Here is a 24554-nt window from a genome sequence, read left to right as displayed (position 1 = left end):
CATTCACGAAGTCCGCGCCTGCGCCTCCTCCGCCGCGGCGGCCTCGCCGAGCGGAATGAACAGGCGCACACAGGCGCCGGTTCCGGAGGGGGCGTCGAGCAGTTCGAGTCGTCCGCCATGGTCCTCGATGATCTTGGCGACAATAGGCAGGCCGAGCCCGGTGCCCTCGGCGCGCGTCGTCATATAAGGCTCGAGCAGGCGCTGTCGGTTGAAGGCCGGGAATCCCTTGCCATTGTCGATCACATCGATCTCCGCCATTGCGTCGCGCACGCCGAGGCTGATATCGATCCGCTTGGCGTCATGCGCCGCGGCGTCCTCGCGGGCGGCGATGCCCTCGGCGGCGTTTTTCACGATATTGGTGAGCGCCTGCGACAAGAGCCGCCGGTCGAAGACCGCGAAGACCGGCGCGTCCGGCAGTGTCAGTGTCATTTCCACGTCGTTATGGGCGACTCGCGTCAGAAAAAAGGCCTGGCGCATGCAGTCGCACAGATCGTCGCGCTCGGGCCGCGCCTTGGGCATGCGGGCGAAGGAGGCGAATTCGTCGACCATGCGCTTGATGTCGTCGACCTGCCGCACGATCGTGTCGGTGCATTGGTCGAAGATGTCGCGCTCGAAGGTGATGTGCTTGCCATATTTGCGCTTCAGGCGCTCGGCGGAGAGCTGGATCGGCGTCAGCGGATTTTTGATCTCATGAGCGATGCGCCGAGCGACATCGGCCCAGGCGGAGGTCCGCTGCGCGGTGACGAGATCGGTGATGTCGTCGAGCGTCACGACGAAATCCGAGCCCCCCTGCTGCATGCTCGCCGAAGTGACTCGAACGGCGAGCGTCAGCTCCTTGGCGCCGCGCCTGATGTTGATCTGCGTCTGAATAGCGCGCGGAAAGGCTTCCACCGCATCGGCCAGAATGGGCGCGATCTCGGGGAGAGCTTCGGCCGCCCGCGCGCCGATCGCCGCCGTGGCGCCGTCACGTCCCGCTCCGCCGACGAGAAGCTCCTCCGCCGAACGGTTGAGCACATTGATCCGCCCCTCCGCGTCGACGCCGATGACGGCCGCCGGCACGCCGGAGAGCACCGCCTCGGTGAACAGACGCCGCTCCTCGTTCTGGCGATTGGCCGTGAGCAGACGGCTCTGCTGCTGCTCGATCTCGCTGGTCATATTGTTGAAGACGGCGCCGAGCCGGGCGAGATCGCCGTGCGAGCGCTCGACATCGACGCGCACATCGAGATTGCCGGCGGACACTTGATCGGTCGCGGCGATGAGCGCGCGGATCGGCGCGACGAGCCGGTCGACGAAGTCGAGACCGACCCAGACCGCCGAGAGCAGCATTATGGTGGCGAGCAGCGCATACATGACGGTGAAGGCCTTCTTCACCGCGCCGCGATAGGCCTCGAAAGCGTCATAGGTGGCGATGAGGCTCGCCGCCTGCTCCGGAAATTGCACGCCGAAAGGATCGACCGGACGCGTCACATAGAGGAATGTGTCCGGAAAGGTCGACAGCGGCCGCAGCGCGACGAAAGTGCGCCCGTCGTCGATGACGAGGCAGAGCGGCTCGCCTATGCGCGCATCCTCGAAATCGGAAGCCGGCGGCGCGATGACGATCGCCGAGCCGTCGGCCGTCACATCGACGCGCTCCAATATCTGTCCGTCGGTCTTGACGATCGCCGCCACGGAAAAACCGAGGAAGCGCGCTCGCGAGACAAAAAATTCGTGGAACAGCCCGCGATCGGCGTTGAACATGGCGCGCGCGCGATCGAGGTCCGAGGCGGAGAGCTGCGCCTCCTGCAGCAGCGAGCGGCATTGCGTCTCGCGGAACACGCGCGCCGCCTCCGCCGTGCTATGCACCGAGGTCTTCACCATGGCGAGGAATTGCGGGTTCAGCGCGCGCTCGAGCGTCACCGAGCCGACGATGGCGAGAATGATGGCCGGCGTCAGCGCCAGCACGGAGAAGAAGCCGACGATGCGAATATGGAGCCCGGCCGCCGCCGCGCCGCGCCGCCAGGAACCGATGAGCGAGCCCGCCTTGACCAGCACCAGAGTGGCGAGCAGGACCAGCGCGACCGCGTCGGCGAAGAACAGAGGATAGACGACGTCGCTGGTCGGCGCGACGGGCGCGAGCTCGGCCATGACGAAGAAAGTCGCGAGCGCGCAGGCCACTGCCGCGACGACCGCGATCGGCCCGAACCACAGGCGCCAAGATCTTTTCCTGGGCGCGGCCGGCGGCGCAGGCGCCTGAATCTCTCCCGCCATGGACATGCGCCTGTATAGGTCGCGATGCGCGGAGTGGCAATCTCGCGCGCTCCCTTCTCCCGCGAGCGGGAGAAGGAGTCCGCGCTATCGCGGCGAGCGCATCAGGCGGATGTCGAGATCGTTGACCTTCTTGCGCAGCGTGTTGCGGTTGAGGCCGAGCAGCTCCGCGGCCTTGATCTGATTGCCCCGCGTCGCGGCGAGAGCGGCGGAGATCAGCGGCACCTCGATCTCGCGGATGACCCGATGATAGAGGCCCGGCGGCGGCAGGCGATCGCCATGGTCACGGAACAGCTTGGCGAGATGCTGCTCGACCGAGGTGGAGAGCGTCAAATCCTTGTCGGAGGGCATATCCGCCATGACGGACGTCGCCGGCAGGAGCCGGTCGCCGGGCGAAGCCTGACGCATCTCATGCTCGAGCTCGAGCTCCACCACCTGCTCGGTGATGACCTCCTGCGGATGCAGGGCCGCGAGGCGCCGGATCAGATTCTCCAGCTCGCGGATGTTGCCCGGCCAACGATAGCGCTTCATGCGGTCGAGCGCCGCCTGCTCGATATATTTCTGCGGCAGGCCCTCGCTCGCCGCCACTTTGAAGAAGTGATGCACGAGGTCGGCGATGTCCTCCGAGCGCTCGCGCAGCGGCGGCAGCCGCAGCGGCACGACGTTGAGGCGGAAATAGAGATCTTCGCGGAACAGGCCCTGCTGGATCAGCGCGCGCAGATCCTTATTGGTCGCGGCGATGATGCGGACATTGGTCTTGATCGGCGTGCGGCCGCCGACGGTCGTATATTCGCCCTGCTGCAGCACGCGCAGAAGACGCGTCTGCGCCTCCATCGGCATGTCGCCGATCTCGTCGAGGAACAGCGTGCCGCCCTCGGCCTGCTCGAAGCGGCCGATAGAGCGCTGATTGGCGCCGGTGAACGAGCCCTTCTCATGGCCGAACAGCTCGCTCTCGATGAGATCGCGCGGAATGGCCGCCATATTGATGGCGACGAAGGGGCCCTTCTTGCGCTTGCCGTAGTCGTGCAGCGCGCGAGCGACCAGCTCCTTGCCGGTGCCGGACTCGCCATTGATCATGACAGTGAGGTCTGTCTGCATCAGCCGCGCGAGCGAGCGATAGATCTCCTGCATCGCCTGCGAGCGGCCGACGAGGGGCATGCCCTCCATATCGTCCGGGCCGTCGATCTCGTTCTTCTTGCGCGGCTCGGCCATGGCGCGGCCGACGATGCCGACCAGCTCCTTCAGATCGAAAGGCTTGGGCAGATAATCATAGGCGCCGCGCTCGGAGGCGCGGATCGCGGTCATGAATGTGTTCTGCGCGCTCATCACGATGATGGGCAGATCGGGGCGCAATTTCTTGATGCGCGGCAAAAGCTCGAAAGCGTTCTCGTCCGGCATCACGACATCGGTGACGACGAGATCGCCCTCGCCCGATTGCACCCAGCGCCACAGGGTTGCGGCTGTGCCGGTCGTGCGCACCTCATAGCCGGCGCGCGACAGCGCCTGCGCGACCACCGTTCTGATCGCGGCGTCGTCGTCGGCGACCAGAATCTCGCCGTGGGTCATCGGATTTTTCTCCAGCAGATCGTTCTCACGAGCGGCGCTCTCTTGGCGCCGGCTCCGGTCCCTCGGCGACGGGAATTTGTTTTCTGGCTCGTCGTTCGTCTGCTCGTTTCTCCTCGTCTTTGTTGCGATACATCGGCATCAGGATACGGAAAGTGGTTCGCCTCGGATGAGATTCGCATTCGACGATGCCGCCGTGGTCATTGACGATCTTGGCCACCAGTGCAAGTCCGAGGCCAGTTCCGGAAGTCTTCGTGGTGACGAAGGGATCGAACAAATGCGCGGCTATGTCCTCGGGCACGCCGCGGCCATTGTCGCGCACACAGAATTCGAGCGGCAGGCCGACCGGGCGCTTCTCGCCCAGCGTGCGCAGGCTGACCCCGGGCCGGAAGGCGGTGGAGAGCTCGATCTCGCCGTCTATGGCGTCGCCGATCGCCTCGGCGGCGTTCTTCACCAGATTGAGGAACACCTGCACCAGCTGGTCGCGATTGGCGGCGACGGGCGGCAGCGAGGGGTCGTAATTCTCGATGAAGCGAATGTGGCGGGCGAAGCCGCTGCGGGCGACGCGCTTCACATGGTCGAGAACGACATGAATATTGACCTTTTCGCGCTCGAGCGGCCGCGAGTCGGAGAACACCTCCATGCGGTCGACGAGGCGGACGATGCGGTCGGTCTCCTCGCAGATCAGCCGCGTCAGCGCCCGATCTGCGTCTCCCACCGAGCTTTCCAGCAGTTGCGCAGCGCCGCGAATGCCCGACAGCGGGTTCTTGATTTCATGCGCGAGCATCGCCGCGAGCCCAGAAACCGTGCGCGCCGCCCCCCTATGGGTCAGCTGCCTGTCTATTTTATCGGCAATTGTGCGCTCTTGCAGCACGACCAGCACGCCACCCTCGCTCTCGGGCAGCGGCGCGCAATGCACATCGACGCGCCTTTCGCCCTCCATTCCGGGGCGGCCGAGGTCGATGCGATATTCGTTGATCGCCGAGCCGCGCTCGCGCACCTGCTCGATGAGCGCGAGCAGCGGCGAGCCGAAGGGCACCAGACGGCCGAGCTCCTGCCCGATGAGGATCGGCTTGCCGATCTCGAAAAAGGACTCGGCTGCGGCGTTGGCGTCGACGATCACGCCGTCCGGGCGGATCGCCAGGATCACATTCGGCAGCGCCTCGAGAATGCAGGCGCGATTGTCGTCGGCGATAACGCGCAGCCTCGCGCCGACGGGCGTCGTGAGCGCGCTCTTGCGCCGCTGCGGGTTGGATTCGGCCGTCATCTCGACACCTCGGACTCATTTTCGGGCGCGGATCGCGCGCCGATCCTCTATGGGACTTTCGCGTCAGCAATGTGCCGGAGCCGGCTCCCTTTGCGCCGGCTCGAGCGAGAACAGCCGGCGAAGAAGTCCACGGACTTCTTCGGCCGAGGCGGAGGCGACGAGCGCCCCGCGCAGACGCGCGCGCTCTTCGGCGCCTCCTTCCGCCCGCTCGGCGTAGGCGGATAGATGCTTGCGCGCGTGGCGCAGGCCGGCGTTCGCGCCCATGGCCGCGAGCAGGCCGTCCAAATGGTCCAGCGCCGCCTCGAGCCGCGCTGTCGCGGAGGGCGCGGCGCGGCGACGGCCGGTCGCCAGAAAATGCGCGATGTCGCCGACGAGCCAGGGCTGCCCCAGCGCCGCCCGGCCCACCATCACCGCATCGGCGCCCGAAGCCGCGAGCATCGCAGCGGCGTCCCGCGGCGAGGCGCAGTCGCCATTGGCGACGACGGGAATTTCGACGGCGGCCTTGACCTCGGCGATCGCCCGCCAATCCGCCCTGCCCTCGTAGAATTGCGCGCGCGTGCGGCCATGCACCGTCACCATGGCCGCGCCCTCGGCCGCGACGAGACGGGCGAGCTCGGCGGCGTTACGGCTAGAATCATCCCAACCGAGCCGCATTTTGACGCTGACCGGAACCGAGACCGCCGCCACGGCGGCGCGCACCAGCTCGGCGGCGAGCGCGGGCTCGCGCATCAGCGCGGCGCCGGCGAGGCCGCCGGTCACGCGCTTGCAGGGACAGCCCATATTTATGTCGATCAAAGTGGCTCCAGCGGCTTCGGCCCGGCGCGCCGTCTCGGCGACGCCGACCGGATCGCGCGCCGCGATCTGGACGATATGGGTGTCGAGGCCGGAGCCGTCGAGCCGATGGCGGGCCTCGGCGTCGCCACGCGCCAGTGCGCTCGCCCCGACCATTTCGCCGACTGCCGCGGACGCGCCGAAACGCAATGCGATCCGCCGCATGGCGAGATCGGTCACGCCGGCCATGGGGGCGAGCAGCGCCCGCCCCTCGAGATGAAGCGAACCGATGCGCAAAGGCGTGGCTCCTATGGTCTCGCCTATAATTTCATCAGTTGTCATCGTGCCTATACTATATGCAGACAGCCATACGTACGCAATGAGTACATCCCCGAGATTCGCGAAAATTGACGCCAAGGTGAAATTGACGCGACAGCGAAAAAGCGGGAGAGGAACCTTCTATGAGCTCTTCCTCGACCATTGCGATCCTCACCGTCGCCGGCGGCCGCGGCGTGCGCGCGGGCGACGGCCTTCCAAAACAATATCGTGCGCTCCTCGGCAAGTCTGTGCTGGCGCGCACGCTCGAAGCCATGCACCAAGCTGCGCCTTCGGCTACGCTCGTCGTCGCCATCCACGCCGACGACGCCGAGCTCTACCGCGCGAGCGTCGCCGAGCTTTCGGAGGGCGCGCGGGATCGGCTGCTCGCACCCGCGATCGGCGGCGCGACGCGGCAGCAAAGCGTGCGCAACGGCCTCGAGGCGCTGGCGGCCCTCTCCGCCTCCCCGGATATCGTGCTGATCCAGGACGCGGCGCGGCCCTTCGCCGATGCGGCGCTCATCGGCCGGGCGATCGAGGCGGCGCGCGCCCATGGCGCGGCTGTGCCCGGCCTGCCGCTCGCCGACACGGTGAAGCAGATCGACGCGGAAGGCGTGGTGACGGCGACGCCCGACCGCGCCAGCCTGCGCTTCGTACAGACGCCGCAGTCTTTCGCCTTTCCGCTGATCCTCGAGGCGCATCGGCTCGTCGCCGGGAGCGGCGGCGAACTCACCGACGACGGCATGGTCGCCGAGGCCGCCGGCCACAAGGTCCATGTGTTCGCGGGCGACGCCGCCAATTTCAAGCTCACCACGCCGGAGGATTTTTTGCGCGCGCAAGACAGGCTGCTCGGCGAGCTCTCGGATATTCGCACCGGCCAGGGCTACGATGTCCACGCCTTCGGCGAGGGGAGCGAGGTCTGGCTCGGCGGCGTCCCGGTGCCGCATACTCATGGCCTCGCCGGCCATTCCGACGCCGATGTGCTCGCTCATGCGATCACCGACGCTCTGCTCGGCGCGCTCGCGGACGGCGACATCGGAAAGCATTTCCCGCCCTCAGACCAGCAATGGAAGGGCGCGCCCTCCTCCATATTTCTGGCCTTCGCGGCCAAGCGCGTGCGCGAGCGCGGCGGGATCATCGCCCATGTCGACGCCACCATCGTCTGCGAGGCGCCCAAGGTCGGCCCGCATCGCGACGCCATTCGCGAGAGCCTCGCGAAAATCATGGAGATCGATATCGGCCGGGTGGCGGTGAAGGCGACGACCTCCGAACGTCTGGGCTTCACAGGTCGGCAGGAAGGCATGGCGGCGCTGGCGCTGGCGACGGTGCGGCTGCCGGCGCTCACGCCCTGAGCACAATTCAAAAAAGCGGGTCCGCAGGCGGCCTCATCCGCCCGCGGCCATCGGCCATTCACAAATCCGTCATAAAAAATAATGCCTTATCGACCGCGACGTTAGCCGTTTCGAAACGCGACCCTGTGCATGTTCGCGCGTCGCTTCCTCCACACGGCTTTCAATCAAATGAAATCGAGCATCGCACATAAACTCGGCGGCGTCGTCGCGCTGCTCGGGGCTGTCGCCCTCTGCCTCTCCGTTTTCGCCTTCTGGCAATCGCGTCTCCACGCGCGGCAGACGGATGAGATCGAGGCGGCCTATGATTTCGTCCTCGAGGTGCGCGGCCTCGCCCAATCCGTGCAGCATGTGGCGATCCTCGCCAATTCGGTGTTTTCGTCGGACGACAAGAACGATGTCCAGCGAAAGCTGGTGATCTTGCGACAGGCGCTCGACCGGCTGCGCGAATCGACCGATGCGCTCTTGCCTCGCGCCGGCGATCGCATGTCGGAGCAGCAGAAGACGAGGCTCTCGCTCGCGATACGCGAATTCATCGCCTATCAGAACGATACGATCGAGTTCGGCCTGACGATCTCCCCCAAGGCTGCGTTGGTTCAGGCGAATGACGAGGCGACGATCGCCAATCGCGAGCGCATGATCGCGGAGATGGACGCCTTCGTGCGCGAGACGCTCGAGCGGCTCTCGACCGAACGTCGCGCGGAGGACGTCCGCCGACGCAGAGACGAGGCGTTGACGCTGGCTGTCCCGACCACGGCGACGGCGTTCGCCATAATCGTCGCGCTCTGGATCGTCGCGACGCAGATCCGCAGACCGCTCTCGACGATCGCGCTGGCGTTGAAGCGCGCCTCGAAAGAGGAGTTCGACGAGAATATCCCCTTCGTCGAGCAGCGCGACGAGATCGGCGACATGGCGCGGGCGCTACGCGCTTTCGAGGCGGCGGCGCAGGAAAAGCGCCGGTTGGAGCGAGAGGCCGAGGCGCAACGTCGTCTGGCGGCAGAGCTGCGCGAAGCGAGCGACGCCGAGCGCCGCCGCGCGGCCGATGAGCAGGCGCAGGTCGTCGCCGCGCTGGCGCATGGGCTCGAGAGGCTCTCGGGCGGCGACTTCACCTCCCGGCTCGCAAAGCCCTTCGCGCCGCAATACGAGCCGCTGCGTGCCGACTTCAATCTCGCCGTCGAAAAGCTGCGGCGCGCTATGGCTGCGGTCGCCAAGAACTCCCAGGCCGTTCTCGACAGGACGACGGAAGGGGCCCGCGTGGCGGATCATCTGGCCGAGCGCAGCGAAAAGCAGGCGCTGGACCTCGAAAAGGCCGCCGCCGACCTCGGCCACTCGTCCGATGCGATCAGGCGCACCGCCGAAACCACCGCCGAGGCGCGCGATCTCGTGACGCGCGCGAGCGACGGCGCGCAGAAGGGCGGCCGCGTGCTGCAGGAAACGATCGCGGCGATGAACGCCATCGAAGCCTCCTCCGGCCAGATCGGTCAAATCGTCGATCTCATCGACGAAATCGCCTTTCAGACCAATCTTCTGGCTTTGAACGCCGGCGTCGAGGCGGCGCGCAGCGGCGAGGCGGGTCGCGGCTTTGCGGTCGTCGCCTCGGAAGTGCGCGCGCTCGCCCAGCGCGCGCTGGAGGCGGCCAAGGCGATCCGTCGGCTGGTTTCCAATTCGCAGACGCAGGTCGAACGCGGCGTCGCTCTGGTCAAGGAGACGAGCGGCACGCTGACCGGGCTCGTCCAGCTGACGGCGGCGACCAATGTGCTGGTCGCAGAGATCACCGCGGCGGCCAAGGAGCAATCGACCAGTCTCGGCGACATTTGCGCGACGATCGGGCGTATCGACCAGGCGACGCGCGAGAACGCCGCAATGGCCGCCCAATCCTCCAGCGTCAGCGCCGCGCTGGCGGATCGCACGCAAGAGCTGATCGAGCAGGTTCAGCGATTGCAGATCGTCGAAGCGCATCCCGCGCGCGCCGCATGACTGCGGCGCTTTGACGGAGCGGGGAGCCGCACTATGCTTCCATTCGACCCGCTCCGAGATCGACAGACGCCATGTCCGCTCCCGATATTGTCGTCCTCGCCACGAGGCTGCTCGACCTCTGCCGCGCACAAAGCCTTCGCCTCACGACTGCGGAATCCTGCACCGGCGGGCTCGTCGCCGGGGCGATCACAGAGGTCGCCGGCTCCTCGGACGCCTTCGACCGCGGCTTCGTCACCTATTCCAACGCCGCCAAGGAAGAGATGCTCGGCGTGCCGCATGATATCCTAGAGCGCTATGGCGCAGTCAGCGCCGAGACGGCGCGGGCCATGGCCAATGGCGCCGCCGAACGCTCCTTCGCCGATATCGCCGTCTCGATCACAGGGATAGCCGGCCCCGGCGGCGGCAGTGAGGAAAAGCCCGTCGGGCTCGTCCATTTCGCCTGTCTGCGCAAGGGCTTCGGCGTCGAGCATGTCGAGCGTCGCTTTGGTCCTGGCACGCGCGAGGCGATCCGCGAGGCCTCGGTCGTCCAGGCGCTGGAGCTGATGATCGCGGCCGCTCAGCGGCGGCCGTAGACCTCGCCGGCGCGCTTCACGAAAGCGTCCGAATATTTGTGGAAGGCGGAGTCGAACATCGCCCCCATGACGAGCCCGAGCGTCCGGCTGCGGAATTCGTAATTGATGTAGAAATCGACGACCGAGCGCGGCGCGCCGTCCGGCCCCGCGGGCTCGTCGGTGAAGGTCCAGCGGTTCTCGAGCTTTTTGAACGGGCCGTCGACATATTCGACGAGGATCTCGCGCTTGTTCGGATCGCAGGTGACGCGGCTGGCGAAGCGCTCGCAGACCGCTTTGAAGCCCACCTGCATCTCGGCGAGGATCACCTCCACGCCGTCCTCCGTCGTGCTGCGGCGACGCACACGCAGCGCCTCGCAGAGGGGCACGAATTTCGGATAGGATTCGACGTCCTTGACCAGGGCGAACATGTCGTCGGCGCGGAAGTTCACGCGGCGGCGGTTGCGGAAGCTCTTCATGGGCGAAGCTATTACCACTATTGCGGAAGACCGGAAAACCGCCTTTTCGCCCGCGCGACGCGAGCCCTTCCCGCCCTATCTGCGCTCCCCGGGGGCCTTCGACCCTGAGGAAAAACATGTTCAAGATCAAGCGCGCTTATGAGCCGGCGAGCGCCGAGGACGGCAAGCGCATCCTCGTCGATCGCCTGTGGCCCCGCGGCCTCGCCAAAGCGAAAGCCGAGCTGGACGAATGGGATCGCCGCGTCGCGCCGAGCGACGGGCTGCGGCGCTGGTACGCGCATTCGCCGCAGCGCTGGCGGGAGTTCAAGGCCCGCTATGCGCGCGAGCTGCGCGAGGCCTGCCCGGAGGAGCTGAAGCGCCTGCGCGCGCTCGGCCGCGGCAAGGTGGTGACGCTCGTTTTCGCCTCCCGCGCGCCGGCGATGAACAACGCCGCCGCGCTGAAGGAGATCATCGAGACGCGCCGAGCCGTTTTGCCCGCAGCCTCTCGAAATCTGCGCCGGCATGGTGCGAGGAGCGGGTGAGCGGCGAGGATGACACCATCGAAAAGCCCTTGGCGTAGGCGATCGTCGTGAAGGCCTCGAACTCCTGCGGCGTCACGAAACGCGCGACCTCATGGTGCTTGCGGGTCGGTTGCAGATATTGACCGATGGTGAGGAAATCCACATCGGCCACACGCAGATCGTCCATCACCTGGAGAATCTCGTTCCGCCCCTCGCCGAGCCCGACCATCAGGCCGGATTTGGTGAAGATCGTGGAATTGAGCTCCTTGACCCGCTGCAGCAGGCGCAGCGAGTGGAAATAGCGGGCGCCCGGCCGCACCGTCACATAGAGCGACGGCACGGTCTCGAGATTATGGTTGAACACATCCGGCCGCGCGGCGACGACTTTTTCCAGCGCGCCGTCCTTGCGCAGGAAATCCGGCGTCAGCACCTCGATCGTCGTCGTCGGACAGGCGGCGCGTATGGCGCGGATCGTCTCGGCGATATGCGCGGCGCCGCCATCGTCGAGATCATCGCGGTCGACCGAGGTGACGACGACATGGGAGAGGCCGAGCTTGGCCGTCGCCTCCGCGACCCTCTCCGGCTCGGTCGGGTCGAGCGCCGCCGGCAGGCCGGTCGCCACATTGCAGAAGGCGCAGGCGCGCGTGCAAACCGACCCCATGACGAGGAAGGTCGCGTGCTTTTGCTCCCAGCACTCGCCGATATTGGGACAGGAGGCCTCCTGACAAACGGTCGAGAGTCCGCCGCCGCGCAATATCTCCCCGGTCTCGCGCCAGGCCGCCGAGCCCGGCGCCTTGACGCGGATCCAATCCGGCTTGCGCACGACGGGCGTGTCCGGCCGATGCGCTTTTTCCGGATGGCGCGCGGCGGCGGCCGCGTCGCGCTTGCGCGGGTCGTCATGGAGGAGATCGAGCAGAACGGTCATGGCAATGCCTAACGCCTCGGTCTTTCGCCCGGCGGGACGGGCGCGCGAGGCTGCGGTCCGAAGCCGTGACGACGGTTCTCGCCGTCGACTCGGGCCCAGAGGGAGACGATGATTATGGACCCGAGGAGGCCGGCGAGGAAATGGCCGATCGAGCCCTCGGCGGCGAGCCCGCCGAGATCGGCGAATTTCGCCCCGAGCCATGCCCCGGCGACGCCGATCGCCATATCGGCAAAGAGCGAGTTTGTCCCCCACAGGAGCGCTCCGACCAGCCAGCCGACCAGAGCGCCAATGACGATGAGCGGCAGGAAACCCGCGTCTGGCCTTCCGAGAAAACCGATGGCCTCTTCCATTCCCGCCTCCTCGATCGGAGCGAGCGCCGCCCGTCGCGGCGATTGGCTTCTAAGATAGGCGCGTCGCCCGCGCGCCAGAAGAGGCGCAGCGTCGCAGGACGCGAAAAGGCATGTTGAAGCATCATCTCAGGTGAAGAGACTTATTACGTATTTTCAATAACTCGGCATCATTACCTAATGTAATGAGCAAAGCTCTGGCCTCCCGAGCGGGACGTCAAACATGCTCCACGGCGAGGACGCCGGGGATCGTCTTCAGCGCCCCGGCGACATCGGCCGAGACGGAATAGCCGCCCGGCAGTTTGATCTCCACCTCGCTGGCCATGCGCTCCAGCGCCACGACGATCGACACCTCGCCCTCGCCCCGCGTCGCCAGCCGCGACTTCAGCGCGTCGAGCGGCGCGGCGTCCTGCAGAAAGATGCGCAGCCCCTTTTGCGCCCGCGCGGCCGCGGCGGCGAGCGGCTGAACCTCGGTGATGCGTGCCCGCACATCCTCGCCTTCCAGCGCGGCGGAGAGCGTCACCAGCACTGTCGCGCCCTTCTCGAGCAGGTCGCGATATTGGTTGAGCCCCTCCTGGAACAGGATCGCCTCATATTGGCCGCTGTCGTCCGAGAGCTGGACCACGCCCATTTTGGACCCGGATTTGGTCCGCCGCTCGGCGCGGTCGAGCACGACGGCGGCGAGCCGCGCGGCGGTCGCGCCGCGCTTCACCGCGACGGTGAACTCGGCCCAACGTGTGAGGCGCAGCCGGCCGAGCACGCCCGCATAGGAGTCGAGCGGGTGGCCGGAGAGGAAAAAGCCGGCGGCGTCGAATTCGCGCTTCAGCTTTTCCGAGGCGGTCCAAGGCTGGCTCTTGGGCAGGACGATCTCCTCCTCCGCCTCGGCGCCGCCGAACAGCGCATTCTGTCCGGCCTGCCGATCCTCGGCGCAGCGATTGGCGCAGGCGAGGATCGTCTCGATCGCGCCGACGACGCGGGCGCGGTCGGCGTCCAGCTCGTCGAAGGCGCCGCAGCAGGCGAGATTCTCCAATACCTTCTTATTGACCTCGCGCGGATTGATCCGTCGCGCGAACTCCGAGAGATTGCGGAAAGGCGCGGCGCCGCGCGTCCGCACAATGGACTCCGCCTGCCCCTCGCCGACGCCCTTCACGGCGGAGAGCGCGTAGCGAATGGCGAGATTGCCATCGGAGCCGGGCGCGACGTCGAAATCGACGCCCGAACGGCGGATGGAAGGCGGCTCCACCGCAATGCCGAGCCGCCGCGCCTCATTGCGGAATTCGGCCAGCTTGTCGGTGTTGCCCTTGTCCAGCGTCATGGACGCGGCCAAAAACTCCACCGGATAATGCGCCTTGAACCAGGCCGTCTGATAGGCGATCAGCGCATAGGCCGCCGCATGGCTCTTGTTGAAGCCGTAGTCGGCGAATTTCGCCAGCAGGTCGAAGATATCGCTGGCCTTTTGCGCCGTGAGGCCGCGCTCCACCGCGCCGGTGACGAAGCGCTCGCGCTGGGCGTCCATCTCCGCCTTGATCTTCTTGCCCATGGCGCGGCGGAGCAGATCGGCCTCGCCCAGCGAATAGCCGGAGAGCACCTGCGCGATCTGCATTACCTGCTCTTGGTAGATGATGACGCCGAATGTCTCCTTTAAGATGTGCTCGATCTTGGGGTGAATGTAATCGGGCTCCTCATCGCCGAGCTTCACGGCGCAATAGGTCGGGATATTGGCCATAGGGCCGGGCCGGTACAGCGCCACCAGGGCGATGATGTCCTCGAAATGGTCGGCGTGCATTTCGACCAGCGCCTTGCGCATGCCAGCGCTTTCCAGCTGGAACACGCCCACCGTCTCGCCGCGCCCGAGCATCGCGTACGTTTCGGCGTCGTCGAGCGGAATGGCGGCGAGATCGAAATCCGGCGCGCGCCGGCGCACCAGATCGACGGCGGTCGCCAACACGGTCAGCGTCTTGAGGCCGAGGAAGTCGAATTTGATGAGGCCGGCCGGCTCCACCCATTTCATATTGAACTGGGTGGCCGGCATATCGGATTTGGGATCGCGATAGAGCGGCACCAGCGCGTCGAGCGGCCTGTCGCCGATAACGACGCCCGCAGCGTGAGTCGAGGCGTTGGAATAGAGCCCTTCGAGCGCCGCCGCGATCTTGAACAGGCGGGCGACCTTTCCATCCTCGTCGATGGCCTCGCGCAATTTCTGCTCGCCGGCGACGGCCTCGGCCAAAGTCACCGGCTTGGCGGGGTTCTGCGGGACCAGCTTGGCGAGCTTGTCCACCTGCCCGAGCGGCATTTCCAGCACGCGGCCGACGCTGCGCAGCACGCCTCGGGCCAGAAATGAGCCGAAGGTGATGATCTGCGCCACTTTCTCGGCGCCATAGCGCTCGCGGACATAATCGATGACCTCGCCGCGTCGCGTCTGGCAGAAGTCGATGTCGAAATCCGGCATGGACATGCGTTCGGGATTGAGGAAGCGCTCGAAGAAGAGGCCGAAGCGCAGAGGATCGAGATCGGTGATGGTCAGCGCATAGGCGACCAGCGATCCCGCGCCCGAGCCGCGCCCCGGCCCGACCGGAATCCCTTGCGATTTGGCATATTTGATGAAGTCCGAGACGATCAGGAAGTAGCCCGGAAAGCGCATCTTCTCGATCGTGTCGAGCTCGAATTCGAGGCGCGCGTCATAGGTCTCGCGCGTCTGCCCCGGAGCCGGCGGCTGCGCGAGGAGGCGCGCCTCGAGGCCTTCCTTCGCCTGCCGGCGCAATTCGCGCGCCTCTATGTCCTCGAGGGATTCCCCGCCCCCTTCCCCGTCCAGCATGAAGCGCGGCATGATGGGCTTGCGCGTCAGCGGGCGGAAGGCCGAACGGCGCGCGATCTCGACCGTCGAATCCGTCGCCTCGCGGAGGTCGGCGAAGAGCTCGCGCATCTCCTTGCGCGTCTTGAAATAATGCTGCGGCGAGAGCCGCCGGCGCTCGGCGACGCTCGTCACCGTGCCCTCGGCGATGCAGAGCAGCGCGTCATGCGCCTCGAAATCCGCCGCCGTCGCGAAAAACGGCTCGTTGGTCGCGACGAGAGGCAGGCCGCGCCGATAGGCGAGATCGAGCAATTGCGGCTCGACGCGCCGCTCCTGATCGAGGCCATGGCGCTGGATCTCGACATAGAGGCGGCCGTCGAACAGGGGCAGCAGCGCCTCGAGCCGCGCGCGCGCCTGCTCCGGCCGGCCTTTCGCGAATTGAGCGTCGAGTCCGCCCTCGGCCCCGCCGGTGAGCGCGATCAGCCCTTCGCAATTGGCCGCGAGACTGTCGAGCGACACATGGGAGGCCTCGCCGAGCGCGGGCTCGAGATAGGCGCGCGAGGCGAGTCGCATCAGATTGGCGTAGCCGCGTTCCGACTGCGCGATGAGCACGATATGGCCGCGGCCATCCGTAGCTCCCACGGCGCTCTGCGTCCCATCGCCGAAATCGATGGTGAGCTGAACGCCCGGGATCGGCTGGACGCCGGCCTTGGCGGCCTTTTCCGAAAACTCCAGCGCGCCGAAGAGATTATCCGTATCGGTGACGGCGAGCGCCGGCATCTGGTCCTTCTGGGCCAGATCGATGAGCCGCGTGAGCGTCAGCGCGCCTTCGCGCAGCGAGAAGGCGGTGTGGACATGCAGATGAACGAAGCCGACCTCGTCGATCACGCTCATTTGGCCGCCTCCTCGCACGCGCCCCCGGTCTCCGGCGGCCATATCGCGCCGCAGCGGCCGGATTCGCAACGCGCTCGTCGCCGCCCGCGGATTTTACGCACAGGCTTCGCGATTTTGCCGCGGCGCCACAGAGGTCGAACAAACGAAAAGCCGGGCGGAAAATTCCGCCCGGCTTTTCCGAGACGAGGGTCGAGGACGCGTCGAGCCGGCGGCTCACTCGCCCGCGGAATAGACTTTCGTCGCCGCCGCTTCGACCGGCTTGAACGCCTCTTTGGCGAGGCTGGAATAGAGCTCGCCGAGCTTGGTCGCCTCGGCGATGAAATCCTCGTACGCGCCCTTGGCGTAATCCGACTGCAATTGGATGGCTTCGTCGATCTTCTTGACACCGATCAGCTTTTCAGCGAGGAGGCGGCTCTTTTCGAAGGACTTCTTCGAATAGTCGGTCGTCTCCGCCGCAATGGTCTGCCAGCCCTTGGTGAGGGCGGCCGCCGCCGCGGACACCGCTTCGAATTGCTCCTTGCCCGCCTGCTGAACGCTTTCGAAAGTGGCAACCATCGGTCTCGTCCTCGTATCGAGCGCGCTTCGGCCTTCGCCCCTTGGCGGACTCCATGCGCTCAGGTGACAATGAAAACTTATATGCAATGCACAATCGAAGTCAATAAGAATGTTGCGATGCAAAACCACAATCCCGAACGGCTTTTGCCTTAACCAGGGGGTAACCTCGGTTCGGTAAGATTGTAATCATGTGACTTTTCGGCAACGCCCACGCTGGCGGGCGCGGCCGAGCACATGACGCGGGCAGTGAAACGGGATTGGGATAGATGACGAAGCGTGGCGTCGCGAGCGGGCTCGAGCGGTGGAAGTGGATGGTAGCGCAAGCCGCGATCCTGTCTGCGCTATTGGCGCTCTTCTCGTCGCCCGCGGAGGCCAGGCGGCATCATTATTCCGGGCGGGGCTATCACGCGCGTCACGCCTTTATCCATCATGCGGCGCATCATCGCCGCGGCGGCGCGCATCTCGTCCATGCGGCGCGGCGCGGCCACGCCGGCGGCGGTGGGGGCCCGGCATTCGCGGCGATCGTCGTCGACGCGAATAGCGGCCGCACGCTCTATGCGCGCAACGAGCACGAGCTGCGCCACCCCGCTTCCGTCACCAAGGTGATGACGCTCTATCTGCTGTTCGAGCAGCTCGAGAAGGGCCGCCTGCGGCTCGATTCGCCGCTGGTCATCTCCGCCCATGCGGTCGCGCAGGCTCCGACCAAGCTCGGCCTCGCGCCCGGCCAGACGATCGAGGTCGACAGCGCCATCAAGGCGGTCGTCACCAAATCGGCCAACGACATCGCCGCGGCGATCGCCGAGAACATCGCCGGCGACGAGGAGACTTTCGCCGAGATGATGACCCGCAAGGCCCATCAGCTCGGCATGACGCGGACGCATTACGCCAACGCCTCCGGCCTGCCCAATGACCAGCAGATCACCACCGCGCACGATCTCGCCGTGCTCGGCCGCGCGATCCAGGACCGCTTCCCGCGCTTCTACCACTATTTCTCGACTCACGCCTTCGTCTGGCGCGGCCAGTCGCACCGCAATCACAATCATCTGCTCGGCCAGATCCGCGGCGTCGACGGCATAAAGACCGGCTACACCCATGCCTCGGGCTTCAATCTGCTGACCTCGGTGCGGCGCGATGGCCATCATATCGTCGCCGTCGTCATGGGCGGACGCACCGCCGCCGCGCGCGACAATGTGATGGCGGGACTCATCGCCGAGCACATCGGCGACGGCGCGCCAGTTCGCACCGCGCGCGCGATCACCGAAGGCGAGCCCGCGCCGGTCGCCCGGATCGACGCCGCCGAGGAAGAGGAGACTCCGGTCGTCGCAGCCGCGATCACGGCTCCCCCCGCGCCGCGCGCCGCGCCGCCGCTGGCGCTCGCCTCGGCCGCTCCCGTTATCTCGCTTCCGACGCCCGAGCGCGCCGACAAGATTCGTCCGGCCTTCGTCGCCGGCGGTCGCAAGGCCGCCGAGCCGGCGCCCGAGCGCGGCGCCCGCCGCCAGCCCGAGCCGACGACGCGCCGTGACGGGGTCCGCGCGACCACGGACGGCTCGACGGCGGCCAAGGCCGGGCATGGGACGAAATCCGCCGCGGCGACGACGCCGGCCGCTCTGCCGCGCGCTTCGGAGACCGATCGCACGCTGGTCGCCCGCAGCGATCGCGCCGAACCGTCCAAGGCCGAGCAGGCGCGTCCGATTCACTCGGGTTGGATGATTCAAATCGGCGCGACGGACGACGCCGAAAAGGCGCAGCAACTGCTCTCGCGCGCTCGCGCCAAGGGCGTGCCGGCCACAGCCAAGGCCTTCACCGAGAAGGTGCAGAAAGGGCGAGAAACGCTCTATCGCGCCCGTTTCGCCGGGCTCGAGGAGAAAAGCGCGGAGACGGCCTGTCGCGCCCTGAAGCGCTCCGGCTTCTCCTGTTTCGCGACGAAGAATTGAACGACGGACCTATTTTTCCAAAAAGCGACGAGCGTTGAGCGAACAAGGCCGAGCTTCAATGATGATGACGACGCATGAGGACATCTTTGGCTTCGTTGACCCGGGCCGCGAGATCGGTCGTCCCGCCATGGTCCGGATGAAGCTTCTTCATCAAATCGCGGTGCGCCCGCGCAATGTCCTGGCGCGCCGCTCCCTTTTTGAGGCCCAGAATTTCATAGGCCTCATCTTCCGAAATCGTGCCGCCGCGGCGGCCTGGTCCGACGCCGCCCGCATCGGCGCCCCCCGCGTCGCGTCGACCGTCTCCTGTCTGACGCCAGCCGGCAAACCGGCGGTCCAGATACACCTCTAAGAGACGCGCCCCTTCCGGATCGACGCTGCGGCAATGGCGGTAGAGCTCCATCACCGCCGATCGGGTGAGCGCGTCCAGTCTCTTGCCCTCGTCCTTGCCGGCGAGGATCGTGCCGCGGATGGCGCCGCTCGAATGGTCGAGCTCCATCTCGATCATGGCGGAGCGCACACGCGACATGCCGCCGCCCGCGCTCGCATGGCCGAAGCGCTTCACCCCGCGCGAGAAGGCGCCATAGAGCCACATGCCGACAGAGGTCAGCACCAGGCCGATGTCTATGCGTCCGCGCAGAATGAAGAACAGGCCGAGCGCGATCGTCGCGGCGCCGCCGCCTTTGCGAATCATGCGAGCCATCGCCGCAGGCGAAGCGCGTGTGAACACGCGCAATCCGTAGAGCGCCAAGACCAATGCGAGAAATCCGATCAGAACGGGCATGAAGCGGGCTCCTCACCCCATCTGTGACAAAAGAAGACGGGCGGCGTCTTCGCCTTTTGTAGCGCGCCGTTCGAGCTCGGCCAGCCCGCCCGCGGCATAAGCGGCCGCAGCGGACAGAAGCTCGGCGAGACGGCGCGGCGCTCCGGCGTCGAATGCGGCATAGGCTCCGCCGGTCAACCGCGCGATCTCGCGAAAGGCGGAGCCGGCTTCGGCGTCGCCGCCCTCATGGAACATGAAGGCCTTGACGCCGAGAAGGCCGAGGCGGCCGGCGAGTTCGCAGAGCTCGTCGACATTTTCCTCCATCGCGTCGCCGACGAAGACCAGAGCGCCGATGCGGCGCGCGCCCGTCTCCTCGAGCGCGTGGCGAAACACCTTGGCGATCTGCGTGCGGCCGCCGCGGCAGGAGATTTTCGCCATCAAGGCCGCGAGCCCCTGCCCGCCGCCGACGAAATCCGAGGCTCGGCATTCGCCGAAGCCGCGAAAGAACACGAGCTGCACATCGAGCCCGCCGAGCGCGGACGTCGTCTCGAACATGCGTCCCTGCAAAGATTGCGCGAGATCCCATGTCGGCTGGCGGCTCATCGTGGCGTCGAGCGCGAAGATCAGCCGGCCCCGCTCGGCCGAGGCGTCGACGCGCCGCGCCTCCCGAATGAACGCCTCCACCGCCTCCGCGCGAGCGGAGCGGGAAAGCGGCGCATTGCCTCGTTCATCGCTCACGGCTGTTCACGTCGCGTCCCTGACCGTCTATATCAGATCGGGCGCCGCCCCGGAATGACAAGAGGCGCGAGCCTCGCCGAACAAAAGCGGCCCGCCGCCGATCTCGGAAGAATAGGCGAGTCCGTCGCGCGCCGCGACAGAAATCGCGCCATTCTGCGCTCACGAGAAAAGTGAAATGACCCTTTACGCAACCTTGCCCCGCTCGGCGCCGATTGCCGCTTTGCCAGGAGAACCGAGCGCGCAGGCTCAAGCGCTGATCGCGGATTTCGCGCGGCGTCTCGCCGAGAGCGGCGCCCGCGTCGCCGGCGTCACCCAGGCGCGCGTGCTCGACGAGGCGACCGGCCGCAGCCGCATCGTGCTGCGCGACGTCGCCGATGGCGCGCTCTACGCGATCTCGCAGGATCTCGGCGCAGGCTCGGTCGCCTGCAATCTCGACTCGAGCGAGTTGGCGCTCGCTTGCGCCGCGATCGAGCGGCGCGTCGCCGAGGGCGTCGACCTCGTGGTCATCAGCAAATTCAGCAAGCAGGAGGCTGCGCGCGGCGGCTTGAGCGACGCCTTCCGCGCCGCGATGCTCGCCAAGGTTCCAGTGGTGACGGCCGTCTCTCCGCATTATGTGGAAGAGTGGCGCGCATTCGCCGGCCCGCTGGCCGAATTCCTCGAGCACGATTTCGACGCGCTCTCGTCTTGGTGGGAGCGCGCGCAAAAGGCTCAGCTCACGCGCGCGGAGTGATCCTCCAAACGGCGGCGATGCCGGTCACGCGATAGCTCCAGCGGCCCGGCGTCCGGCGCGCGCGGCGGCTTGACGCTCACGACCAGCGCATAGCTCACGATCTGCAGCAGGAACCAGGAGCCGAGCTTCGCCGGGCCGACCGGAGACCAGACCGCGAGCTGGTTCGGATAGAGCCATGTGCGCGTGAAGGTTCCGATATTCTCCGCCGACCAGATGAAGATCGCGGCCAGCAGAGCCGCGAGCAGCAACGGCATCGATCGCCAGGAATGATGAACGCGGTAATAGATCCATGTGCGCGCAAAAAGCGCCGCCGTCGCCGCGAACAGCAGAATGCGCAAATCCCAAAGATAGTGGTGAAGGAAGAAATTGACGTAGATCGCGCCGGCGAGCGCCGCCACCGTCCACACAGGCGGATGGCCGATGAAGCGGAAATCGAAGATCATCCAGGCGCGCATCATGTAGCTGCCGATCGCCGCATACATGAATCCGGTGAAGAGCGGCACGCCGCCGATGCGGAAAAAGGCGGGCTCGGGATAGACCCAGGAGCCGACCGCAGTCTTGAAGACCTCCATGATCGTCCCGACGAGATGAAACAACAGAATGACTTTCGCCTCCTGCAGGCTCTCGAAGCGCGTCGCGATCAGCAACGCCTGAATGGCGAGCGCCGCGAGAAACAGAAAGTCGTAGCGCTCGAGGAAAACGTCGCGCGGATAGACGAAATGCGTCCCGATGAGCAGCGCGATCATCAGAAAGCCGAAGAGGCAGGACCATGCCTGCTTCACGCCGAAGCGTAGAAACTCGTAACCGAGACGGCGCAGCGGCCGCTGCGCCGCCCAGCGCGCGAGCCGCGCCTCGGCGACGGCGAAACGCGCGAGCGGAGCCCATTGCGCCGCCGCGCTCACGCGCGGATCGAGACTGTCGCGATCTGTCACCTCGCTCACCGCACCGGGGGTGCATACATCAGCCCGCCCTTGGTCCAGAGCGCGTTGAGACGGCGATCGAGGCCGATGGGCGAACCGGAGCCGAGATTGCGCTCGAAGACTTCTCCGTAATTGCCGACATGTTTGACGATGCGATAGACCCAGTCAGCCTCGAGCCCGAGCCCCTCCACACGGCCGCCGTCGACGCCGAGCAGGCGCCGCACGCGGGGATCGGCGGATTTCAGCTGCTCGTCCGCATTGGCGGAGGTCACGCCGAGCTCCTCGGCGTCCACCATGGCGAAATGCGTCCAGCGGACGATGTCGAACCATTGGTCGTCGCCCTGCCGCACGATGGGGCCGAGCGGCTCCTTGTCGATGAGCTCGGGAAGAATCGCATGATCGCCGGGCGCGGCGAGCTCCTGCCGCTTGGCCGCGAGCGTCGAGAGGTCGGCGGTGAGCGCCTCGCATTTGCCGTCGGAATAGGCCGTGGCCGCCTCTTCGAATGTGGGAAAGAGCCGCGGCTCTATCGGCTTGACGCCCTCGCGCCGAGAATCGACGAGATCGAGCTCGAAGGGCGTGCCCTGCTGCACGCAGACCGATAGGCCGCCGAGATCGCGCAGCGAGGCGATGGATTTTTTCCGGGCGAGAAATCCCTGCCCGTCGAAAAAGCTGATCGCCGCATAGGAGAGCCCCTGCCCCGCGTCGCGCGACAGCGTCCAAGCGGCGCCACGCGCCAATAGATCGACCATGCCCGATTGCAGCGACTTCACGCGATCCTTGGCCGAGAGCGTCACGAAGCGCATTTTATCGGGATCGTCGAAAATGGCGGCGGCGAGCGCGCGGCAGAAGTCGACGTCGAAGCCGCTCCAGCGGCCGGCCTCGTCCTGATGCGCGAAGCCGGGCAGGCCATTGCTCGCGCCGCAGATCAGGAAGCCGCGCTTTTGCGCCTGCTCGAGCGTGGCGGCCTGCGCGGCGGCGGCGAGCAGCAGAAAGCCCCCGAGGAGGATGATGCGGCGAGAGAAGCGAGAGATCATATCCGACTCGGGGTTTCAGCTGGCGACGCCTCGAGCGATCATTGGACAAATTCCCCATGATCGCCCATGTCCCGCCCATCGGCGCCGATCGCGTCGAAACCGGCTATACTGCGGCGCGGAACAGGCCGCCGCAAATCCGTTCGACGAAAGGCGCGATAGGCGAGACATGAGCGAGACTAAAGGACAATCTGGGCGAAAAAAGCGAAGCCGCACCCGTCTCGCCCATGCCGGGCGCGACCCCTCGCAACAATTCGGCTTCGTGAACACGCCGATCTATCGCGGCTCCACCGTGCTCTTTCCCGATACGGCGTCGCTGCTCGCCAATCGCGGCGCCTATACCTACGCCACCAAGGGCACGCCGACGACGCATGCGCTGGAAGAGGCCTGGATCGACGTCGCCGGCGCGGCGGATGCGGTCGCCGTCCCCTCCGGCCTCGCGGCCATCACCCTCGCGCTGCTGACGGCGCTGAAGGCGGGCGACCATCTGCTGGTGACCGATTCCTGCTATCTGCCGGCGCGCATGTTCTGCGACACGGTGCTGAAGCGCCTCGGCGTCGAAACCACATATTATGATCCGCGCATCGGCGCCGGCGTCGCTGCGCTGATGCGGCCGAACACGACGGCCGTTTTGACCGAATCGCCCGGCTCGCAGACGCTGGAGGTGCAGGACGTTCCCGCCATCGCCGAGGTCGCCCATGCGAGAGGCGCCTGCGTGATCCTCGACAATACTTGGGCGACGCCGCTGTTCTTTCCGCCGCACGAGCGCGGCGTGGACCTCGCGATCGAAGCGGGCACCAAATATCTCGCCGGCCATTCCGATCTTCTGCTCGGCCTCGTCTCGGCGAATGAGAAATGGGCCAAGCGCCTGCGTGCGGCCTACAACGCTTTCGCCATGTGTCCCGGCCCGGAGGACGTCTTCCTCGCTCTGCGCGGCATGCGGACGATGGAATTGCGCCTGCGCGAGGCCGAACGCGCAGGGCTCGACATCGCCCACTGGCTCGCCGGGCGTGAGGAGGTCGCGGAGGTGATCCATCCCGCCTTCGAGAACCATCCCGACCACGCTCTGTGGAAGCGCGACTTTCTCGGCTCGACGGGCTTGTTCTCCTTCATTCTGAAGCCGGTCCCGCCGGCCGCCGTCGCCGCAATGCTCGATGGGCTGGAGCTGTTCGGCCTCGGCTATTCCTGGGGCGGCTTCGAGAGCCTGGCGCTGCCTTTCGACTGCGCCTCCTATCGCACCGCGACAGCGTGGGCTCCCGGCGGTCCGGCGATACGTCTCTCGATCGGGCTTGAGGATATCGACGATCTGAAGGAGGATCTCGACACCGGCTTCGCGCGCCTGCGCGCCGCCGCGCAGAAAGCATAAAATTCGATCGCGCTTTCGATACGTAATCCCCCCGATTTCCCCTATCGACGAAAGCGCGTACTGACGAGACGAGGCGCGACGGAATGTCGCGGAGCGGCGGACTCGAGGGGAGCAGTTTCATGTATGGCGCGCAAGGCAGGGCTTTCGATCCGACGCCCACATCGAATGAGGTGATGTCGGGCGTGCGGCCTTCGGCGCAGCATGACGTTCTGCTCGCCTCCTATCTTCTCGGACTCCGCCATGGGCCGGCCGTGGTGCGCGATCTGATCGTCGCCGATCTCGACGGATTTTTGGACCTCGGGCTGAACCGCCGAGCGGCGGATCAGCTCGTGGTGCTGCGGGCGTTTTTGGCGAAGTTTCCGGAGGCTGGACGGCCTCCTCGAGGCTTCGAGGCGTGATGCCTTCTGCGTGACAATGTGTGCGGCTCGAGGCGAAGCTCGCCGAGACCATGGCCATATTCTGGTCGCGCGCGCATTGGATCCGCTCGCGCGCATTTCCGTGACAGAAAGAAACACCCTGCATGGGACGAAATCCATGCAGGGTGTTCGCT

The 24554-nt window shown here is 66.4% G+C and carries 21 protein-coding genes; 8 read left to right on the top strand and 13 right to left on the bottom strand.

Annotated elements, in window-relative coordinates:
* Positions 1–3: 3 nt before the first annotated feature.
* The 4 genes from IY145_RS19770 to dusB all read right to left on the bottom strand — a co-directional run bounded on the left by IY145_RS19770 (position 4) and on the right by dusB (position 6142).
* Positions 4–2253, bottom strand: coding sequence for a sensor histidine kinase (locus IY145_RS19770; protein WP_196409770.1), 2250 nt, complete (start codon positions 2251–2253; stop codon positions 4–6).
* A gap of 78 nt (positions 2254–2331) precedes the next feature.
* Complete coding sequence (gene ntrC, locus IY145_RS19765) at positions 2332–3810, bottom strand: nitrogen regulation protein NR(I) (RefSeq protein WP_196409769.1); 1479 nt, start codon at positions 3808–3810, stop codon at positions 2332–2334.
* 25 nt (positions 3811–3835) lie between these two features.
* A complete protein-coding gene (locus IY145_RS19760; RefSeq protein ID WP_246722115.1) occupies positions 3836–5074 on the bottom strand; it encodes a two-component system sensor histidine kinase NtrB in 1239 nt (412 codons plus the stop codon).
* 63 nt (positions 5075–5137) lie between these two features.
* Positions 5138–6142, bottom strand: coding sequence for a tRNA dihydrouridine synthase DusB (gene dusB / locus IY145_RS19755; protein WP_246722114.1), 1005 nt, complete (start codon positions 6140–6142; stop codon positions 5138–5140).
* Between the two features lie 164 nt (positions 6143–6306).
* Here dusB and IY145_RS19750 point away from each other — a divergent pair, with 164 nt between their 5' ends.
* The 3 genes from IY145_RS19750 (at position 6307) to IY145_RS19740 (ending at position 10058) form a co-directional block, all read left to right on the top strand.
* On the top strand, positions 6307–7512 hold the full coding sequence (locus IY145_RS19750; protein WP_196409767.1) for a bifunctional 2-C-methyl-D-erythritol 4-phosphate cytidylyltransferase/2-C-methyl-D-erythritol 2,4-cyclodiphosphate synthase: 1206 nt from the start codon (positions 6307–6309) through the stop codon (positions 7510–7512).
* A gap of 168 nt (positions 7513–7680) precedes the next feature.
* Positions 7681–9486 (top strand): methyl-accepting chemotaxis protein, encoded by a 1806-nt coding sequence (locus IY145_RS19745; protein ID WP_246722113.1) that lies wholly within the window; start codon positions 7681–7683, stop codon positions 9484–9486.
* A gap of 71 nt (positions 9487–9557) precedes the next feature.
* A complete protein-coding gene (locus IY145_RS19740) occupies positions 9558–10058 on the top strand; it encodes a CinA family protein (protein ID WP_196409765.1) in 501 nt (166 codons plus the stop codon).
* On the opposite strand, the gene IY145_RS19735 is transcribed toward IY145_RS19740, so the two are convergent.
* Positions 10043–10513 (bottom strand): type II toxin-antitoxin system RatA family toxin, encoded by a 471-nt coding sequence (locus IY145_RS19735; RefSeq protein ID WP_196409764.1) that lies wholly within the window; start codon positions 10511–10513, stop codon positions 10043–10045. The genes IY145_RS19740 and IY145_RS19735 overlap by 16 nt on opposite strands.
* Positions 10514–10629: 116 nt before the next feature.
* Here IY145_RS19735 and IY145_RS19730 point away from each other — a divergent pair, with 116 nt between their 5' ends.
* Positions 10630–11034 (top strand): DUF488 domain-containing protein, encoded by a 405-nt coding sequence (locus IY145_RS19730; RefSeq protein ID WP_196409763.1) that lies wholly within the window; start codon positions 10630–10632, stop codon positions 11032–11034.
* On the opposite strand, the gene lipA is transcribed toward IY145_RS19730, so the two are convergent.
* The 4 genes from lipA to IY145_RS19710 form a co-directional block, all read right to left on the bottom strand.
* Positions 10961–11938 carry a lipoyl synthase gene (gene lipA / locus IY145_RS19725; protein ID WP_196409762.1) on the bottom strand — a complete coding sequence of 326 codons (978 nt, stop codon included), beginning with the start codon at positions 11936–11938 and terminating at the stop codon, positions 10961–10963. The two genes, IY145_RS19730 and lipA, sit on opposite strands and share 74 nt — an antisense overlap.
* A gap of 8 nt (positions 11939–11946) precedes the next feature.
* The gene (locus IY145_RS19720) at positions 11947–12288 is read right to left on the bottom strand and encodes a GlsB/YeaQ/YmgE family stress response membrane protein (protein ID WP_196409761.1); all 342 of its coding nucleotides are present in this window, start codon (positions 12286–12288) and stop codon (positions 11947–11949) included.
* Positions 12289–12502: 214 nt separating this feature from the next.
* On the bottom strand, positions 12503–15970 hold the full coding sequence (dnaE, locus tag IY145_RS19715) for a DNA polymerase III subunit alpha (RefSeq protein WP_196409760.1): 3468 nt from the start codon (positions 15968–15970) through the stop codon (positions 12503–12505).
* Between the two features lie 213 nt (positions 15971–16183).
* Positions 16184–16525, bottom strand: a complete 342-nt coding sequence (locus IY145_RS19710) for a phasin family protein (protein WP_196409759.1) — start codon at positions 16523–16525, stop codon at positions 16184–16186.
* 266 nt (positions 16526–16791) lie between these two features.
* On the opposite strand from IY145_RS19710, the gene IY145_RS19705 reads away from it, so the two are divergent.
* Entirely contained in the window at positions 16792–18459 is a 1668-nt protein-coding gene (locus IY145_RS19705) for a D-alanyl-D-alanine carboxypeptidase (RefSeq protein WP_196409758.1), read from the top strand.
* A gap of 55 nt (positions 18460–18514) precedes the next feature.
* Here the strand turns inward: IY145_RS19705 and IY145_RS19700 are convergent, their stop codons facing one another.
* A complete protein-coding gene (locus IY145_RS19700; protein WP_196409757.1) occupies positions 18515–19240 on the bottom strand; it encodes a DnaJ domain-containing protein in 726 nt (241 codons plus the stop codon).
* Between the two features lie 12 nt (positions 19241–19252).
* Positions 19253–19903 carry a VWA domain-containing protein gene (locus tag IY145_RS19695; protein ID WP_196410631.1) on the bottom strand — a complete coding sequence of 217 codons (651 nt, stop codon included), beginning with the start codon at positions 19901–19903 and terminating at the stop codon, positions 19253–19255.
* A 229-nt stretch (positions 19904–20132) separates the two neighbouring features.
* Here IY145_RS19695 and IY145_RS19690 point away from each other — a divergent pair, with 229 nt between their 5' ends.
* On the top strand, positions 20133–20687 hold the full coding sequence (locus IY145_RS19690; protein ID WP_196409756.1) for a DUF2478 domain-containing protein: 555 nt from the start codon (positions 20133–20135) through the stop codon (positions 20685–20687).
* Here the strand turns inward: IY145_RS19690 and IY145_RS19685 are convergent.
* Both IY145_RS19685 and IY145_RS19680 read right to left on the bottom strand, forming a co-directional pair.
* Entirely contained in the window at positions 20666–21628 is a 963-nt protein-coding gene (locus IY145_RS19685; protein ID WP_196409755.1) for a DUF817 domain-containing protein, read from the bottom strand. The genes IY145_RS19690 and IY145_RS19685 overlap by 22 nt on opposite strands.
* The gene (locus IY145_RS19680) at positions 21625–22641 is read right to left on the bottom strand and encodes an amino acid ABC transporter substrate-binding protein (RefSeq protein ID WP_196409754.1); all 1017 of its coding nucleotides are present in this window, start codon (positions 22639–22641) and stop codon (positions 21625–21627) included. The genes IY145_RS19685 and IY145_RS19680 overlap by 4 nt, the downstream gene beginning before the upstream one ends.
* 166 nt (positions 22642–22807) lie before the next feature.
* On the opposite strand from IY145_RS19680, the gene metC reads away from it, so the two are divergent.
* On the top strand, positions 22808–24004 hold the full coding sequence (gene metC, locus IY145_RS19675; RefSeq protein ID WP_196409753.1) for a cystathionine beta-lyase: 1197 nt from the start codon (positions 22808–22810) through the stop codon (positions 24002–24004).
* An 83-nt stretch (positions 24005–24087) separates the two neighbouring features.
* Positions 24088–24402: a hypothetical protein gene (locus tag IY145_RS19670; protein WP_246722112.1), complete on the top strand. Its 315-nt coding sequence runs from the start codon at positions 24088–24090 to the stop codon at positions 24400–24402.
* Positions 24403–24554: the final 152 nt, after the last annotated feature.

Source organism: Methylosinus sp. H3A (assembly GCF_015709455.1).
In the GTDB taxonomy this organism is placed as follows: domain Bacteria; phylum Pseudomonadota; class Alphaproteobacteria; order Rhizobiales; family Beijerinckiaceae; genus Methylosinus.
Note: the sequence above shows the minus strand (reverse complement) of the source record. Positions and strands in the feature narration are given on the sequence as shown.